General features: G+C 63.5%; 17 protein-coding genes. 14 read left to right on the top strand and 3 right to left on the bottom strand.

The genetic code is table 11. The annotated features are described in order from the left end of the window. Positions 1–91: 91 nt before the first annotated feature. The 6 genes from rsxC to CKO15_RS01425 are packed head-to-tail and all read left to right on the top strand — an operon-like array spanning position 92 to position 4772. Positions 92–1435 (top strand): electron transport complex subunit RsxC, encoded by a 1344-nt coding sequence (gene rsxC / locus CKO15_RS01450; protein ID WP_200191768.1) that lies wholly within the window; start codon positions 92–94, stop codon positions 1433–1435. Then, positions 1432–2454, top strand: coding sequence for an RnfABCDGE type electron transport complex subunit D (locus CKO15_RS01445; protein ID WP_242464470.1), 1023 nt, complete (start codon positions 1432–1434; stop codon positions 2452–2454). The genes rsxC and CKO15_RS01445 overlap by 4 nt, the downstream gene beginning before the upstream one ends. Further along, positions 2451–3338: an RnfABCDGE type electron transport complex subunit G gene (locus CKO15_RS01440; protein WP_200191766.1), complete on the top strand. Its 888-nt coding sequence runs from the start codon at positions 2451–2453 to the stop codon at positions 3336–3338. The genes CKO15_RS01445 and CKO15_RS01440 overlap by 4 nt, the downstream gene beginning before the upstream one ends. Then, positions 3338–4003 carry an electron transport complex subunit RsxE gene (gene rsxE / locus CKO15_RS01435; protein ID WP_200191764.1) on the top strand — a complete coding sequence of 222 codons (666 nt, stop codon included), beginning with the start codon at positions 3338–3340 and terminating at the stop codon, positions 4001–4003. The genes CKO15_RS01440 and rsxE overlap by 1 nt, the downstream gene beginning before the upstream one ends. After that, positions 3993–4574 carry an electron transport complex protein RnfA gene (locus CKO15_RS01430; RefSeq protein WP_200191762.1) on the top strand — a complete coding sequence of 194 codons (582 nt, stop codon included), beginning with the start codon at positions 3993–3995 and terminating at the stop codon, positions 4572–4574. Before rsxE ends, CKO15_RS01430 begins: the two co-directional genes overlap by 11 nt. Positions 4575–4577: 3 nt before the next feature. Continuing rightward, positions 4578–4772, top strand: a complete 195-nt coding sequence (locus tag CKO15_RS01425) for a hypothetical protein (RefSeq protein ID WP_200191761.1) — start codon at positions 4578–4580, stop codon at positions 4770–4772. 16 nt (positions 4773–4788) lie between these two features. Here CKO15_RS01425 and CKO15_RS01420 read toward each other — a convergent pair whose 3' ends face one another. Together CKO15_RS01420 and CKO15_RS01415 are read right to left on the bottom strand one after the other, a co-directional pair. After that, on the bottom strand, positions 4789–5544 hold the full coding sequence (locus CKO15_RS01420) for a peptidoglycan DD-metalloendopeptidase family protein (protein WP_200191759.1): 756 nt from the start codon (positions 5542–5544) through the stop codon (positions 4789–4791). A 73-nt stretch (positions 5545–5617) separates the two neighbouring features. Further along, the gene (locus CKO15_RS01415) at positions 5618–6199 is read right to left on the bottom strand and encodes a YqaA family protein (RefSeq protein WP_200191796.1); all 582 of its coding nucleotides are present in this window, start codon (positions 6197–6199) and stop codon (positions 5618–5620) included. A gap of 131 nt (positions 6200–6330) precedes the next feature. On the opposite strand from CKO15_RS01415, the gene CKO15_RS01410 reads away from it, so the two are divergent. The 8 genes from CKO15_RS01410 to CKO15_RS01375 all read left to right on the top strand — a co-directional run bounded on the left by CKO15_RS01410 (position 6331) and on the right by CKO15_RS01375 (position 13227). Further along, positions 6331–6801 carry a sigma factor-like helix-turn-helix DNA-binding protein gene (locus tag CKO15_RS01410; RefSeq protein ID WP_200191757.1) on the top strand — a complete coding sequence of 157 codons (471 nt, stop codon included), beginning with the start codon at positions 6331–6333 and terminating at the stop codon, positions 6799–6801. Further along, the gene (gene glpK / locus CKO15_RS01405) at positions 6767–8281 is read left to right on the top strand and encodes a glycerol kinase GlpK (RefSeq protein ID WP_338035971.1); all 1515 of its coding nucleotides are present in this window, start codon (positions 6767–6769) and stop codon (positions 8279–8281) included. Before CKO15_RS01410 ends, glpK begins: the two co-directional genes overlap by 35 nt. Positions 8282–8365: 84 nt before the next feature. Next, positions 8366–9232 carry a response regulator gene (locus CKO15_RS01400; protein WP_200191753.1) on the top strand — a complete coding sequence of 289 codons (867 nt, stop codon included), beginning with the start codon at positions 8366–8368 and terminating at the stop codon, positions 9230–9232. Between the two features lie 35 nt (positions 9233–9267). Beyond that, entirely contained in the window at positions 9268–9606 is a 339-nt protein-coding gene (locus tag CKO15_RS01395) for an ArsR/SmtB family transcription factor (protein WP_242464469.1), read from the top strand. A 26-nt stretch (positions 9607–9632) separates the two neighbouring features. After that, the gene (locus tag CKO15_RS01390) at positions 9633–11003 is read left to right on the top strand and encodes an ATP-binding protein (RefSeq protein ID WP_200191751.1); all 1371 of its coding nucleotides are present in this window, start codon (positions 9633–9635) and stop codon (positions 11001–11003) included. Next, on the top strand, positions 10997–11536 hold the full coding sequence (locus CKO15_RS01385; protein ID WP_200191749.1) for a response regulator transcription factor: 540 nt from the start codon (positions 10997–10999) through the stop codon (positions 11534–11536). Before CKO15_RS01390 ends, CKO15_RS01385 begins: the two co-directional genes overlap by 7 nt. 153 nt (positions 11537–11689) lie before the next feature. Continuing rightward, a complete protein-coding gene (locus tag CKO15_RS01380) occupies positions 11690–12148 on the top strand; it encodes a DsrE family protein (protein WP_242464468.1) in 459 nt (152 codons plus the stop codon). Between the two features lie 158 nt (positions 12149–12306). Beyond that, positions 12307–13227 carry a universal stress protein gene (locus CKO15_RS01375; RefSeq protein WP_200191747.1) on the top strand — a complete coding sequence of 307 codons (921 nt, stop codon included), beginning with the start codon at positions 12307–12309 and terminating at the stop codon, positions 13225–13227. Here CKO15_RS01375 and CKO15_RS01370 read toward each other — a convergent pair. Then, positions 13224–14288, bottom strand: coding sequence for an OmpA family protein (locus tag CKO15_RS01370; RefSeq protein ID WP_200191745.1), 1065 nt, complete (start codon positions 14286–14288; stop codon positions 13224–13226). The genes CKO15_RS01375 and CKO15_RS01370 overlap by 4 nt on opposite strands. Positions 14289–14666: the final 378 nt, after the last annotated feature.

Raw genomic sequence — 14666 nt, 5'->3', positions numbered from 1 at the left:
GGCGCGGCAGTGTTGCGACTGCGACGGTTGCCACGGCCCGGCGGACTCAAGGCCAAGGCCTCGCAAGCGGTTGTGAGAGGAGCGATGGGCGATGGGCTGGTTGTCTTTCTTACACGGTTTAACCTTCCCGCGCGGGGTGCGTCCGCCGGGGCTTAAAGAGGAGACCCGCGATCTGCCGATCCGGCGTCTTGAGTTTGCCCCGCGGATGGTGTTGCCGCTCGATCAGCACTACGGGCCACCGGCCCGTCCGCTGGTGACCCGCCATCAAGAGGTGGTCCGTGGCGAGCCGATTGCGGCCGCCGGCGATGTCTACGCGGTGCCGATTCACGCCCCGGTTACCGGCGTGATCGAAGGGATCGAGCTGATGCCGACGGCGCGCGGGCCGAAGACCGAAGCGATCCTGCTGCGCACCACTCCGGGTGATAGTCAGCATGTGCGATGGGCCGATCCGCGCGATTTGCGCCGCTGCAGCGCCGAGGAACTGCTGACCGCGATTCAACAGGCCGGGATCGTCGGCCAGGGTGGGGCGGCTTTCCCAACCCACCGGAAGTTGGCCGTACCCGATGGGTTTACGGTCGATACGCTGGTGATCAACGGCTGTGAGTGCGAGCCGTATTTGACCGCCGATCACCGCACCATGATCGAGCACAGCGCCGAGGTCATCGCCGGCATTCGCCTCGTCATGCGGGCGGTCACGGCCGCGAAGACGGTCATCGGTGTCGAGGACGATAAGCCGGAGGCGATCGCCGCGCTGCGCGCGCAGCTCAGTGCCGCCGATCCGATCGAGGTCGTTGCCCTGCAGAGTAAGTACCCGCAGGGCTCCGAGAAGATGCTGATCAAGGCGCTGCTCGGGCGCGAGGTGCCTTCGGGCGGCTTCCCGTACCACGTCGGTGTCGTCGTCAACAACGTCGGGACGATGGCGCAGGTCGGGCAGTTGGTGCCGCGCGGTCAGGGGTTGATCGAGCGGGTGATCACCGTCGCCGGCCCCGGGGTCGAGCGCCCCGGCAACTATCGAGTGCCGATCGGGACGCCGCTGCGCTACTTGCTTGAGCAGGTCGGCTACCCATCGGCCGACCCGAGCCGAATCATTCTCGGTGGGCCGATGATGGGCAATACGGTCTCAGCCCTTGATGTGCCGATCACTAAGGGGGTCTCCGGGGTGGTGATCTTGCCGGAGCGTGAGGCGCTGGAGGTCGGGCCGCGCATTCAGCCGTGCATCCGCTGCGGCAACTGTCTTGGGGCGTGTCCGGTCGGCCTCAATCCGGCCGAGTTGGCACGCCTGGCCGCCGCCCGCGAGTACGAGGCGATGGCCGAGCAGTACCATCTGAATGATTGTTTCGAGTGCGGCTGCTGCAGCTTCGTCTGTCCCTCGAATATCCCCCTTGTGCAGTATTTTCGTATCGCCAAATCGCTGAATCGGGAGCGTATGTCTTGACTCCACCGCGCATCGAACTGAAAAGCTCGCCGCACATGAAGCAGGCGAGCAGCGTCGAGCAGATCATGCGCAACGTCGTCTTGGCGCTGTTGCCGGTCTGTGCCTTCGCCGTCTACCACTTCGGCTTGAGCGCCCTAGCACTGCTAGCGACGACGACGCTGGCCTGCCTGCTCACCGAGCAGTTTCTCAATCGCCTCTCCGGGCGGGCCAGCACGCTGGGTGATTACAGTGCTGTGATCACCGGCCTGCTGCTCGCCTTGACGCTGCCGCCGGCCTTTCCCTTGTGGATGGCGGCCCTCTCCGGGGTGGTCGCCATCGCCCTGGGCAAGGCGCTCTTCGGCGGCTTGGGTTTCAATCCCTTCAATCCGGCGCTGATCGGCCGGGCCTTTGCCGCTGCCGCCTTCCCCGAGGCCGCCTCGACCTGGACGCAGGCCGGGCTACCGGAGCGCTTTAGCGAGTTTTTGCCCTCGACTCTGGCGCTTCCTTTCACCTCGCCGGCCTCGGTCGATGCCTATACCGCGGCAACCCCGCTGGCGCAGTGGAAGTTCGACGAGGTGCACGGCGCACTGCTGCCGCTCTTTACTGGGATGACGCCGGGCTCGCTCGGAGAGACCTCGGCGCTGATCATCGCCCTCGGTGGGCTCTATTTGATCGCTCGTGGGATGCTCGATTGGCGCATCCCGGCGGCGGTGCTCGGCGGTGCGGCGGCGACGGCTGGGGTCTTCTATCTTCTCGATCCGGGGCACTATCCGACGCCGCTCTTTGTGCTCTTCTCGGGCGGCTTGATGCTCGGGGCCGTCTTTATGGCCAGTGACCTGTCGACCTCGCCGGTGACATCGGCCGGGATCTGGATCTACGGGCTGTTGATCGGTTTTTTAGCGGTCATTATTCGCTTTTTCGGCGGCCTGCCGGAGGGGGTGATGTACGCCATCTTGCTCGGTAACGCCGCGGTACCGCTGATTGAGCGCTATACCCAGCCGCGGCCCTACGGCAGGCGCGGCCGCAGGAGGGCGTCATGAGCCAAGCCAAGGGCACCGACAACAAGGCGAGTGAGGCCAACGGGGCCAACGGGGTCACTGAAAGCACGGCGAATCAGGCCGTGCAGCAGCCGGATCACGCTCACGCGCCCGCGCCGACCTCCAGCCTCAAACTCATCGCAACCCTCGGGCTGATCGCCTTACTCTCCGGGCTGCTGGTGGTCAGCGTAGTCGAGGCGACTCGCTCGGCGATCGCCGAAAACCACCGCATTGCGCTCGAGCGCGCAGTCTTCGAGGTCTTACCGGGGGCGGTCAACCGGGTCGATTTTATCGTCAGCGAGGATGGCTTAGCCCCGGTGCGCGGGAGCGAGGAGTCTACAACCGACCCGAAGGCGCAGCGCATCCACGCCGGCTACGACGCCGACGGAGCCCTGGTCGGAGTCGCCCTCAGCGGTTCAGGTCGCGGCTACGAAGACGTCATCCGGGTGCTCTACGGCTTTGACCCGCAGCGCGAGCGGATCATCGGTATGACGATCTTATCGAGTCGCGAGACACCGGGGCTCGGTGATCGGATCGAGAGCGATGAGCGCTTTTTAGCCTCGTTCCGTGATTTGGCTGCTGCACTGGCCGACGATGGCGAGGGGCTGGCGCATACGATCCGCACCGTCGCCCCGGGGGCGGCAGCAGCGCCTGGGGAGATCGACGGGATCACCGGTGCAACGGTCTCGGCCGAAGCGGTCGGTCGTATCGTCAACCACAGTGCGCAGCAGTGGGTGCCGCGAATCGTGCCGCATCGGGACGATTTGCAGATCGATCTTGAGGAGGTGCTGCAGGCTGCACCCGCTGACGACGAAGACGACGAAGACGATGAAGATGAAGCGGATGGCGGGGTGACTGGAACGCCCGTTATTGAGGGAGAGAGGTGATGGCCGCAGGTCAGCAGCAACAGCCGATCACAATGGATACCTTTTTGGTCGGGCTCTGGCGCGAAAACCCGGTCTTCGTCATGCTGCTCGGGATGTGCCCGGTGTTGGCGGTGACGAACTCGGTCGCCAACGCCTTAGCGATGGGGTTGGCGACGACCTTCGTGCTGCTCTGCTCGACGGGGATGGTCTCGATCTTGCGCAGCGTGATCCCTAAGGAGGTGCGGATCGCGGCCTACATCGTCATCATCGCCACCTTTGTCACGGTGGTCGACTATCTGATTCAGGCGATCAGCCTTGAGATCTACAACGCCCTTGGCGCCTTTATCCAGCTGATCGTCGTCAACTGCATGATCCTTGGGCGGGCCGAGGCCTTCGCCTCGCGCAATCGGCTGAGCCGAACGATGGTCAACTCGCTCGGGATGGGGATCGGCTTTACCATTGCGTTGCTCTGTCTCGGCTCGGTGCGCGAATTGCTCGGGTCCGGCGAGTTGCTTGGCTACCCGGTCTTCGGTGCGGCCTTCGAGCCGTGGGTCATCATGCTCCTGCCGCCCGGTGGGTTCTTCGTCCTCGGTGGCTGGCTGCTGCTCTTTGCCTGGATCAAGGAGCGGCAGCAGCAGCGTGCAGTCCGTCAACGGACAGAGGAGGCCGGTCACGATGTCCGCTGATTCGCTCTCGTATATCTTTCTTAATGCGGCAATTATCAATAACTTTGTGCTGGCGCTCTTTCTCGGCATCTGCCCGATTCTCGGCGTTTCAGGAAAGCTCAGCACCGCCTTTCCGATGGGCGTTGCAACCGCCTTCGTGATGCTGATCGCCTCGGTCTCGGCGTGGCTGATTAATATCATTCTTAACCATTTTGGGCTCGAGTTTCTAAGCTTAATTGCCTATATCGCAGTGATCGCCTCGGCGGTCCAGCTCGTCGAGATGACGGTTAAGAAGTTCTCCCCCCCCCTCTACCGCGCACTCGGCATCTTTTTGCCATTGATCACTAGCAATTGTGCGATTCTCGGGGTGGCACTCTTTCAAACGAGCTATGAGTACGACTTTGTGCAGTCGCTCTTTTATAGCCTGGGAGCGGGCGCCGGCTTTATCCTGGCGATTGTCTTGATGGCTGGGCTGCGTGAACGGGTCGATCTGGCCGATGTGCCGTCGATTGCCCGCGGTGCCGCGATGAGCCTGATGTTGGCCGGGGTGCTGTCGCTCGCTTTTATGGGCTTTTCGGGGTTGGGAGGCTAGGGCGTGGGCAGCTATCTGGTGAGCAGCGGGGTGATCTTCGGTCTACTTGCCCTTTGGGCCGCGGTGCAGGGGCTCGCGCGGCGTTTTGCCGCTCGCCATCCGCACTTCGGTCCGGCTAAAGAGGAGGGGCAGGGGTGCGGTGGCAAGGGCGGCTGTGGTGCCTGCTCGCTGGTGCGGGCTTGCTCATCGAGGCAATAAGGGGCGGAGCGAGATGCTATTCGGGCAGGTAGTCCTCCGGGTCGACGGCCTGGCCGCCGATGCGGATCTCGAAGTGGAGGCTGGCCTGCTCCGAGCCGCTGGCATAACCCATCTCGGCGATCCGGTCGCCAGCGCTGACCCGATCGCCCTCAGCGACAAGAATACGCCGATTGTAGCCGTAGGCTGAAAGATAGTCGTCATCGTGCATGATGATAACCAGGTTGCCGTAGCCGCGCAGCCCGCTGCCACTGTAGACGACCTCGCCGGCGGCGGCGGCGCGGATGGGATCGCCAGCCGAGCCGCCGATCTGGATGCCGCTCTTGCCGCCGCTGTCGGTGGCGTAGGCGCGGATGATCTCTCCCTCGGCTGGCCAGGTCCACTCTAACTGATGATCAGGCAGTCGCCGTGGCGGCGGCGGTGGCGCGGTGGTTGGGGCATCGTGCGGCGATTCGGCGCGCGCCGAACGCTCAGCCTCATCAGCGTCGCTTGGGCGCTCGCGACGGCCGCCCGCCGGCGGGTTGAGTACCAGCCGTTGTCCCACTCGGATGTGATCCGGATTCTCGATCTGATTCCACGAGACCAGCTGCTCGACGCGCAGCCCGTGCCGCCAGGCGATTGAGTGGAGGGTGTCGCCGGCCTCGACTTCATAGAGGTAGATGCGGCGGTGACCGTCCGCCTCCCAGTCCCCGCGCCACATGAGCCCGCAGCCGCTCGCCAGCGCAGCGAGCAAGAGAGAGAGTACAACTTGTAAGAGCCAGCGGCGGAACGACATCGGTACTATCCGCAAAGCCTCGTTAGCCGGGTTGCTGTGGGTTGTTAGTCGAGCCGATTCGAGTCGGTCATCGTCACCCGTACTGCAACCACAGCATGGCCAGCAGCAGCGCCACTACGCTGAGCCAGCCGATGCGTTCGACGTGGCGCAGCAGCCACGGTTCAAGCTGCGCTCCGCCCCAGCCTACCAGGAGAGCGACCATAAAAAAGCGCGCCCCGCGGCCGATGAGCGAGGCGATGATAAAGAGAATGAGGCCGACCCCGGTCGCTCCGGCGGCGATGGTAAAGACCTTATAAGGGATCGGCGAAAAACCAGCAACCAAAACGATCCAGAAGCCCCACGTCTGGAACCAGGTGACGGCCGTCTGGTAGTGCCCCGTATAACCGGCCGCTGCAATCCACGGCTCGACCAGAGAGAGGGCGAAGTAACCGAGGGCATAGCCGATCAGACCGCCAGCGACTGAGCCGAGCGTCGTGATTAAGGCGAAGTGCAACGCTCGTCGCGGTTTGGCTAAACTCATCGGAGCGAGCAGCACATCGGGGGGGATCGGGAAGAAGGAAGATTCGGCGACACTCACGCCGCCCAATACCCACGGCGCGCGCGGGTGTGCGGCCCAGCGGATTGTCCAGCGGTAAAGGGGGCCAAAGAGCTTCATTACCGCCACATTCTACCCGTTTTTTTGTGCCAAACATAGATACCGATCGTCGGCTCGGCTGTGCTATTGCGCTGCAGCGACCGGCGTATTATCGTCTGATTTTGCCCGCTGGGTAACGGGGGGGGCGTGGTATGGTCGCGAATCGGTGGGTGGATGGGGTGGAAGAGCGGCAGAGTGACACTGCCAAGACGGCGCGGCAGCGCGGCAGCACGGGTGCGTCGACGGCGCTCGATGCAACCTATCTCTATCTAAAGGAGATTGGCTATCTGCCCCTGCTTACTGCTGATGAGGAATGCACGCTAGCACGCCGTGTGCAACAGGGGGACAGTCAGGCGCGGGCGTGTATGATCGAGACCAATCTGCTGCAGGAGCAGGTTTTGGGGCAGTTGCAGGACTGGTTGGCAGAACTGGATGAGCGCCAGCGGCTCGTCCTGGAGAAGCGTTTCGGGTTGCAGCGAGGGGAGCCGTTGACGTTGGCACAGACCAGTGCTGCGGTGGGACTGACGCGCGAACGGGTGCGGCAGATCCAGATCGATGCTTTATGTCGCCTACGGGAGGTCTTGGAGCGTGCCGGCTATCCGCAAGAGTCCATCTTCGACTGAAGGCGGCGTCATCCTGGCCCTCGATCAGGGTACGACCAGTTCGCGGGCGATTCTTTTCGACGTTCACGGGCGAATACTCGCGCTGGCGCAGGAGGAGTTTACGCAGCGCTACCCGCAACCGGGGTGGGTCGAACACGATCCCGAGGAGATCTGGGCGACGCAGAATGCGGTCATGGGGCGGGCGTTGCTGCGTGCCAACCTCGACTGGTCGCATGTGGCCGCGATTGGGGTGGCCAATCAGCGCGAGACGACCCTGATCTGGGAGCGCAGCAGCGGTGAGCCGATCCATCCGGCGATCGTCTGGCAAGACCGGCGCACCGCGCCGCTCTGCCAAGCGTTGCGCGACCAGGGCAAAGAGACACTCTTTCGCGAGCGTACTGGGCTGCTGCTCGATCCCTACCTCTCTGGAACCAAGATCCGCTGGCTGCTCGATCACGTCGAGGGGGCGCAGCAGCGGGCTGAGGCCGGCGAGTTGGCCTTTGGAACCGTCGACAGCTGGCTGATTTGGCGCTTGACCGGTGGGCGGGTCCACGCTACCGACGCCAGCAACGCCTCGCGCACCTTGCTGTTTGATATCCACCGCGGTGAGTGGGATGACGAGCTGCTCGGGGTGTTCGACATTCCCCGGACCCTGTTGCCCGAAGTACGCAACAGCAGCGGTTTTGCTGCGCCGGTCGAGTGCCCCGGAGTGCCGCCGGGGCCTGTCGTTGCCGGTGTGGCCGGCGATCAGCAGGCTGCCCTCTTTGGCCAAGCCTGTCTACGCCCAGGGTTGGCCAAGGTCACGTATGGTACCGGGGGGTTTGTCCTGCTCAACACCGGCGAGCAGGCCGTCCCGTCGGCCAATGGTCTGCTGACGACGATCGCTTGGCGCCGCAACGGCGTCGATCACTACGCTTTGGAGGGCAGTGTCTTTGTCGCTGGTGCGGTCGTGCAGTGGCTCCGCGATGGGCTCGGTATCATCCGCAAATCGGAGGAGGTCGAGAGCCTGGCGGCGAGTGTCAAAGATTCCGGCGGGGTCCATCTGGTGCCGGCGTTCGTCGGCCTCGGGGCGCCGTGGTGGGATGCCGAGGCGCGCGGCCTGCTCTGCGGTCTGACGCGCGGGACGAGTGCGGCGCATATCGCCCGCGCTGCGCTCGATGCGATCGCGCTGCAAGTCTGTGATGTGGTCCAGGCGATGGAGGCCGATGCTGGGTGGCCACTCGATGAGTTGCGGGCCGACGGCGGCGCGGCGGCCAACGACCTGCTGCTGCAGACTCAAGCCGATCTGCTCGGGGTGCCGGTGGTGCGTCCGGCGACGTTCGAGACCACCGCGCTAGGGGCGGCCTATTTGGCTGGTTTGGCGACTGGCTTTTGGGCCGACGAGGCGCAGTTGGCGGCGCAGTGGCAGGTCGCGCGGCGGTTTGAACCGCAGTGCTCGCGTGATCAGGCGCAGCAGCGCCTGGAGCAGTGGCACCGTGCTGTGGCTCGCGCTCGCGCGTGAAGGTTTGCGCGCAGGTCGTGCACCGATGTGGGGCTCTCCTCTGCGATCTGGTAAGCTGGCCGACGGATCGGATGGGGAGGCGCGATGACTGAGAAGGTGCACGTACTGATCGTCGACGATGCAAGCTTTACTCGCGATCTGGTCAAGAAGGGAGTCCGGGCGGGCTATCCCGGGTTTGTCGTCCACGAGGCGGCCAATGGTCGGCAGGCGCAGAACAAGCTCACCGCCGGGGGGTTCGATCTGGTGCTCTGCGATTGGGAGATGCCGGAGCTCAGCGGTCTCGAGGTGCTGGAGTGGATGCGCCAGGATGAGAGTTTGGCGACGGTGCCGTTTGTTATGATCACGAGCCGTGGGGATCGTGAGCACGTCGTCCAGGCCGTCGAGCGGGGCGCGACGAATTACATCGTCAAACCCTTTACCAACGAGAAGCTGCTCGATGTCGTAACGCGGGCCTTGACGCGGTCGAAGGGGATTTCAGCGCGGGCACTCAAGAAGCTTGGCAGTTTCGAGGGGCACTCCTCGGCCGGGGAGTCGGCCTCGCTGCTCGCCGGCGGCCTCTCCGGCGATCTGAGTATTGCGGAGACGATCCAGGCCGACGCCCCGGCGCCGGCGCGCCGGCGCAAACGGGCGGTGCCGCGCGAGAAGATCGTCGGTCAGATTCGTTACGCGGGCGGGATCATGGCCTGCCTGGTCAAGGAGATCGATCTGCAGCAACTGATCGGGATTACCAAGCGCCCGGAGTCGATGCCGGGGTTGCTCGAGCAGGCAACGTTCGACTTTACCACTGAGGACGACGACCGCACCTCGCGCGTTAATGCCTACATTTACGCCCTGCAGGCGGGAGAGAAGCGCCAGGACACCGATTTTTTGAAGATCACACTGCGCTTTGTGGACGATGACCCAGACAAACAAGATCATCTGATGCACTATTTCGAGACGATCGATGGCTGAACTACAGGCTACAGCCGATGAGGCGGGAGTCGTGGATGGAGCAAGAAATGGCGCCAGCGGGTAAGCCCGATCCAGCTGAGATGGAGAGTAAGGCAGCAGAGGCCGCGGCCTTCCTGAAGACGATGGCTAACGAGCGTCGCTTGATGATCCTCTGCCACTTGGTCGAGGGGGAGCGCTCGGTCAGTGAGCTTGAGGAGTTGCTGCAGATGCGGCAGCCGGCGCTTTCGCAACAGCTAGCACGGCTGCGTGAGGAGGGGTTGGTGGCTACACGGCGCGAGTCACGCACGATCTACTACCGCTTGGCGAGCACCGAGACCGAAGCGTTGCTAAGTTGTCTCTACCAACTCTACTGCAACCGCCCGGATTCGGGTTAGGCGGTGCGACGGATGGCGCGGTGAACATGGCGGGTTCTACAACGGCAGAGGGTATGTTGCGTTTCGAGCCGGCGCGTGCTGCGCGGATCTTGGCGTGGATGCGTGTCTCGGCGATCACCGGTAAGCTGATCACGATTCTCTTTGTCCACTTTGTACTCGGTCTTAGCTTGCCCCTGGGGCCGATGTTGCTGATTGTTGCTGGGCTGGCGGCTTGGAACGGCGTCGTCTTTATCCGTTTGCGCAGCGCTCCCGAGCAGATTACCCACTACGAGGTGCTCTTTCACCTGCTCATCGATGTGGCTGCCTTGACCGCCCTGTTGGGGTTGGCGGGGGGGCCGTCGAATCCTTTCGTCTCGCTCTACTTGGTGCCGGTTGCTTTGGCGACGGTGGCGATGCCGACACGCCAGGCGACCATCATTACCGTCCTCTGCGTGCTGCTCTACGGGATGCTGCTTGGGCTCTTCCTGCCGATGGAGGAGCCGCATCCCGTGCTGGGTGGTGACTTTAATCTGCACCTGATTGGTATGTGGGTTAATTTCGTCATTGCGGCGTGGATGATCACCGTCTTTGTCCGGTTTATGGCCTCGATGCTGCGCCGACAGGATTTGCGCCTGTCGCGCGCGCGCGAGCAGACGCTGCGCAACGAGCAGATCGTTGCCTGGGGCACGGCAGCTGCCGGGGCGGCACACCAGCTCGGCACCCCCCTGTCGACGATGGCGATGGTGGTTGATGAGTTGCGCCGCGAGCGGCAGGACGACGAAGAGCTGCAGCAGGAGTTGGAACTATTGCGTTCGCAGCTCGCGGTCTGTAAGGAGACTATGGAGGATCTTAAGGCGGACCTGCGCAATATCGAAGCGGGAAGCAAAGAGCAGGGAGGGCGTGCAGTCGACTTGTACGACTATATTGCGCGCATTCTCGATACATGGCGTTTGATGCATCCGAAGATTGAGCCGCGTATTCAGTATGAAGAGCCGTTTGTCGATGTCGAGTTGCGCCAAGATCCGACGCTGATGCACGCGCTGTTGAATCTGCTCAACAACGCCGCGGAGGCCTCGGTCGAGAATCGGCACACTGGCGTTGAGGTTTCGGTGCGCAGCGATGGCCAGACACTGGTGCTGACCATCGACGATCAGGGTACGGGGCTGGACTCCGATCGGGTTCGCTGTGCCGGGCGAGTCATTCAGACCACCAAGCCATCGGGCATGGGGATCGGGCTGGTCTTAGCGAACGCGACGGTCGACCGCTTCGGGGGGCGAGTGACGCTGATGGACTCTCCGCGCAGCAGTGGGGCACGGACCCATATCGAACTGCCCCTTGATCGACTCCGCTCTGGCGGTGTCTACACTTCGGATGATGAGTACGGCGAGATGGCAGTAGAAGGAGGCAGACCATGCTGAACGGCCCATCGATCCTCATCATTGACGACGATACAACCTTTTCTGCGGTGCTTGGGCGGTCGCTGTCGCGCCGCGGGTGTCAGATTGAGACGGCGGAGGAGCCAGAGAGCGCGATCCAGAAGGCGCGAAGTATGCAGCCGCAGTACGTGGTGCTTGATCTTAAGTTGGGCGATTACTCTGGGTTGACGTTGGTCGAGCCGCTCAAGGAGGCCCTGCCGCAGCAGTCCCGCATCCTTGTGCTGACTGGCTATGCGAGCATTCCGACCGCCGTCGAAGCGATCAAACTGGGTGCCTTCAACTACTTGCCGAAACCGACTGATGCCGATACCGTGCTCGCAACGCTAGAGGGCAAGGCGACGACCGAGCCGGACAAGCCGCCGCAGCGGCCGATGTCGCTGCGCCGTCTGGAGTGGGAGCAGATTCAGCGCGTCCTGAACGAGCACGACGGCAATATCTCGGCGGCAGCGCGCGCACTTGGGATCCACCGGCGGACGCTGCAGCGCAAATTGAGCAAGCGCCCAGTCAAACACTGAGCGGCGGCACGGCCTGGCCCTGGCCCGGCCTGGTGTGGTGAGATCGATCGCAAGGCGCGTTGTTGCAGTGAGCGTGTCGTCGAAATAAGAACGTGTCGGCGAAATGCCGCTGACATAAAAAAATAGAATAGGTTGTCTGAGAAGGAGGATTCAATGAGCATGATAAAACGCTTAGGGGTGGTTCTCGGGTTGGCCCTCTTTGCCATGACGGCAGCACAGGCCGATGAGCACGGCACGGAGGCCGCTGCGGAGCCGAGCAAGCTTTTGATCACAGTGACCTCGGATCACAATCACACTCAGGGCATGGCCATGATCCTAGCTACACAGGCGGTCAAGCGTGGCCAAGAGGTCCGGGTGCTGCTCTGCGGTGATGGCACTAAGCTTGCCGTTGGGCGCTACCGCGGTGCGACGTTGGAGCCGGCGGGGGCCAATCCACAGCAGATGATGAAGACGTTGATCGAGGAGCACGAGGTGACGGTGCAGGTCTGCGGCGTCTTCCTGCCCAATACTCGACACACCGAAGAGAATCTGGTTGAAGGAGTTGGAGTTGCGACCCCGGATGAGATCGGTGAGTACATGGCCGACCCCCGAGTGCGGTTCTTTAGCCACTGAAGCCGCCTGGTGAAAGCGCACGGCTAGGTGGTTGGGCGGGCGGGCTCGCGCTATGAGCGGGCCCGTCTCTCTTTGGGGTGGACGCTCGCTCTTGGGTTGGTCGGATGTCTCGGAGCGCGCGCGCCTCGCTGCAGCAGACCTGCTATGGACTCCTCGCTATGGATAAGATTCTGTTGGCCACCGATCTTTCGGTGCGCGCCGATCGTGCTACGCAACGAGCGGTCGTGCTTGCGCAGGCACAGCAGTCCGAGCTGCGTGCCGTGCACATTATCGAAGCCGATCTAGAAGAGGTGCAGTTGCAGCGCCTCTTTCGGGATGGTCCCGGGGTTGAGCAGATCGCCACTGAGCTCATCGAAAACACCCAGGAGAGTGTGGCGGCGCGTATTGAGCACGCCCTTGCCGGTCGTTCGCTGGCCGATTACTCGGTCTTTTGTACTGTCGGACGGGGGCACCCGGAGATCGCTGCCGAAGCGCAAGCTTGGGGGGCCGATTTGGTCGTTATTGGAGCCCATGGTCACCACGGTATGCGTGATTTTCTGCTTGGGACGACGGCTGAAAACCTCGTTCACGCCCTTGAACAGACCGTATTGGTGGTGAAGTCGTCACAGGTTGAGCCGTATCAGCGGGTGTTGGTGCCGCTCGATTTCTCCGATCGCGCCCAGCACGCTCTTGAGCACGCTGTGCAGCTGGCGCCTAACGCCGATCTCGAGGTGGTTCACGTCTTTGACTCGATGCCGTTCGAGCGCCTTTACAGCGCCAGTTCCGCCGGCAGTCGGTTGCGCGAAGTCGTCGAATTGGGTGGCCGAGAGAGTCAGCAGGCGCTTGAACGGTGGTTGGCACGCTTGGAGGTGGCGGCGCCGCAGCTGGCTGAGCGGATCAGCGCCCAGCATGTACGCTCCGGCTATCCGCCGGCCGAGATTGTAGCAACCTCGCTGGAGCGTAGCGCCGATCTGATCGTCTTGGGTACACGAGGCCTATCGCACTGGTATGGGGCCGTTGTCGGTAGTGTGGCGCGTCGCGTGCTCCAGCAGGCCGAGTGCGATGTCGCCCTGGAGCGCGGGGTGGCCGCCGCCTCCTAGAGCGCGGTACGCAGCTCGACACGGCGGTTCTTGGCCAGTTCCAGTGTGTCCTCCTCCCGGTTTTCGGGGTCGAGAAGACGCGCCTCGACCTCGATGCGCCCTTGTGGGATCCCCATGCGGATCAGTTCGTCGCGGACCCGAGAGGCGCGCTGGCGGGCCAGCGCCTCGTTGGCCTCGGGGGCGCCGCGGGTGTCGGCGTAGCCGATCGAGAGGACCACGCCCCAGTGCGGGTTGTCTTCTAGGTCGCGCACGAAGCCGCGGATGCTGTTGATGGCATCGTGGGTCAGGTCGGCGCTGGCGGTGGCAAAGAAGACCTCAGTGCGGGGGCCGCGCGGTAAGCGTGGCAGGTCGCCTTCCCAGGTGGCATCGGCAGCACTGTCGGCCAGCGCTTCACCGGTGCGCCCGGGGATGACCAGGCCGCGGGTTGCGGTGCCAGCGTCGACGCGCTCATGGCGGTCGATGCAGTCGATAAAGTGGTGGTGAGCGTGTTGAAAAGAGGCCGGGGTTAGGGCGATCTCGATCTGCTGATTGCCAAAGCCACCCGCGTAGCGAAACCGCGGCTCAAGGCCAGAGCGTAGGGCGTCGAGCAGTTGATCGGTGGTGCGGCTGCTAAAGCGCAGGGTGCGTGGTTCGGGGTGGACGCGCAGTCGTTCGACGTGGTGCCGGCGATCGCCGCGCCATATCGGTTCGCCGATATAGAGATCGCCCTCGCGGAGTTGACGAGGTGGCTGATGAGCGAAAAAGCTCAAAAAACGCCGCGCGTTGTCGTGGCGATAGGTCACTATGGCGGTTCCGGCGCCGCGGACCTCGTGAACCATATGGCAGCCAGAGCGCCCCTCGAAGGCGTGCCAGCGAGCTTCGTGCGGAGTCGCCCGGTGAACGAGGCGCTCCAGGTCGGGATGCCCAGCCAGTGCAGCTACGGGGAGGGCTAGAAGCGCAAGCGGCAGCAGCGCTAGCGACACTCCACCGGCAAGGATCGCGGCGACGCTGCGCCGATGCTTGCGCACGCGGCAGCGCGGCACACTGACTGGCTTAGCGGATACCCGTTGTTGTCGTTCCATGGCTGCTCGGCTCTCGCGGCTCAATCGTCCATCCCCTTACCGCCCCTTCCTTCTTATCCCGTGCTGCCTCGGCTGGACAGCCCGGGTTCACTTGGACTCACCCGGGGTCGCCTCGGTTGGCCAGGTGGCGACTCGCCGCACCAGCTGGTTAGCGGGCCGCCGAAGGGGTGCATTATGACGCTACATCCAGTATTGTCGGCACGAGTTCGATAGACTTAAGGCGGCCCCACGATGCTTGGACGGGGAAGGCGGGCGGCGGTAGCGCGCGCTGGACGGGGTGGGGGATGCGGTTATACGCCACCACACCTCGTCCCTGTTTTGCGTTATCGTGCTCTTGCATCGGAAGGTATGGAAGCTGTGCTCGTGGACCATGTTGGT

The organism is Halorhodospira abdelmalekii (assembly GCF_016583625.1).
GTDB lineage: Bacteria > Pseudomonadota > Gammaproteobacteria > Nitrococcales > Halorhodospiraceae > Halorhodospira > Halorhodospira abdelmalekii.
This window is presented reverse-complemented; position numbering and strand designations above follow the sequence as displayed.

Bases quoted from the DNA above. Each gene is read 5' to 3' on its own strand.
- CKO15_RS01385 (WP_200191749.1), top strand. From the start codon at position 10,997: ATGCTGAACGGCCCATCGATCCTCATCATTGACGACGATACAACCTTT.
- CKO15_RS01430 (WP_200191762.1), top strand. From the start codon at position 3,993: ATGTCCGCTGATTCGCTCTCGTATATCTTTCTTAATGCGGCAATTATC.
- CKO15_RS01410 (WP_200191757.1), top strand. From the start codon at position 6,331: ATGGTCGCGAATCGGTGGGTGGATGGGGTGGAAGAGCGGCAGAGTGAC.
- CKO15_RS01370 (WP_200191745.1), bottom strand. From the start codon at position 14,288: ATGGAACGACAACAACGGGTATCCGCTAAGCCAGTCAGTGTGCCGCGC.
- CKO15_RS01395 (WP_242464469.1), top strand. From the start codon at position 9,268: ATGGAGCAAGAAATGGCGCCAGCGGGTAAGCCCGATCCAGCTGAGATG.
- rsxE (WP_200191764.1), top strand. From the start codon at position 3,338: ATGGCCGCAGGTCAGCAGCAACAGCCGATCACAATGGATACCTTTTTG.
- CKO15_RS01375 (WP_200191747.1), top strand. From the start codon at position 12,307: ATGGATAAGATTCTGTTGGCCACCGATCTTTCGGTGCGCGCCGATCGT.
- CKO15_RS01400 (WP_200191753.1), top strand. From the start codon at position 8,366: ATGACTGAGAAGGTGCACGTACTGATCGTCGACGATGCAAGCTTTACT.
- rsxC (WP_200191768.1), top strand. From the start codon at position 92: ATGGGCTGGTTGTCTTTCTTACACGGTTTAACCTTCCCGCGCGGGGTG.
- CKO15_RS01390 (WP_200191751.1), top strand. From the start codon at position 9,633: ATGGCGGGTTCTACAACGGCAGAGGGTATGTTGCGTTTCGAGCCGGCG.
- CKO15_RS01440 (WP_200191766.1), top strand. From the start codon at position 2,451: ATGAGCCAAGCCAAGGGCACCGACAACAAGGCGAGTGAGGCCAACGGG.
- CKO15_RS01415 (WP_200191796.1), bottom strand. From the start codon at position 6,199: ATGAAGCTCTTTGGCCCCCTTTACCGCTGGACAATCCGCTGGGCCGCA.
- CKO15_RS01380 (WP_242464468.1), top strand. From the start codon at position 11,690: ATGAGCATGATAAAACGCTTAGGGGTGGTTCTCGGGTTGGCCCTCTTT.
- CKO15_RS01420 (WP_200191759.1), bottom strand. From the start codon at position 5,544: ATGTCGTTCCGCCGCTGGCTCTTACAAGTTGTACTCTCTCTCTTGCTC.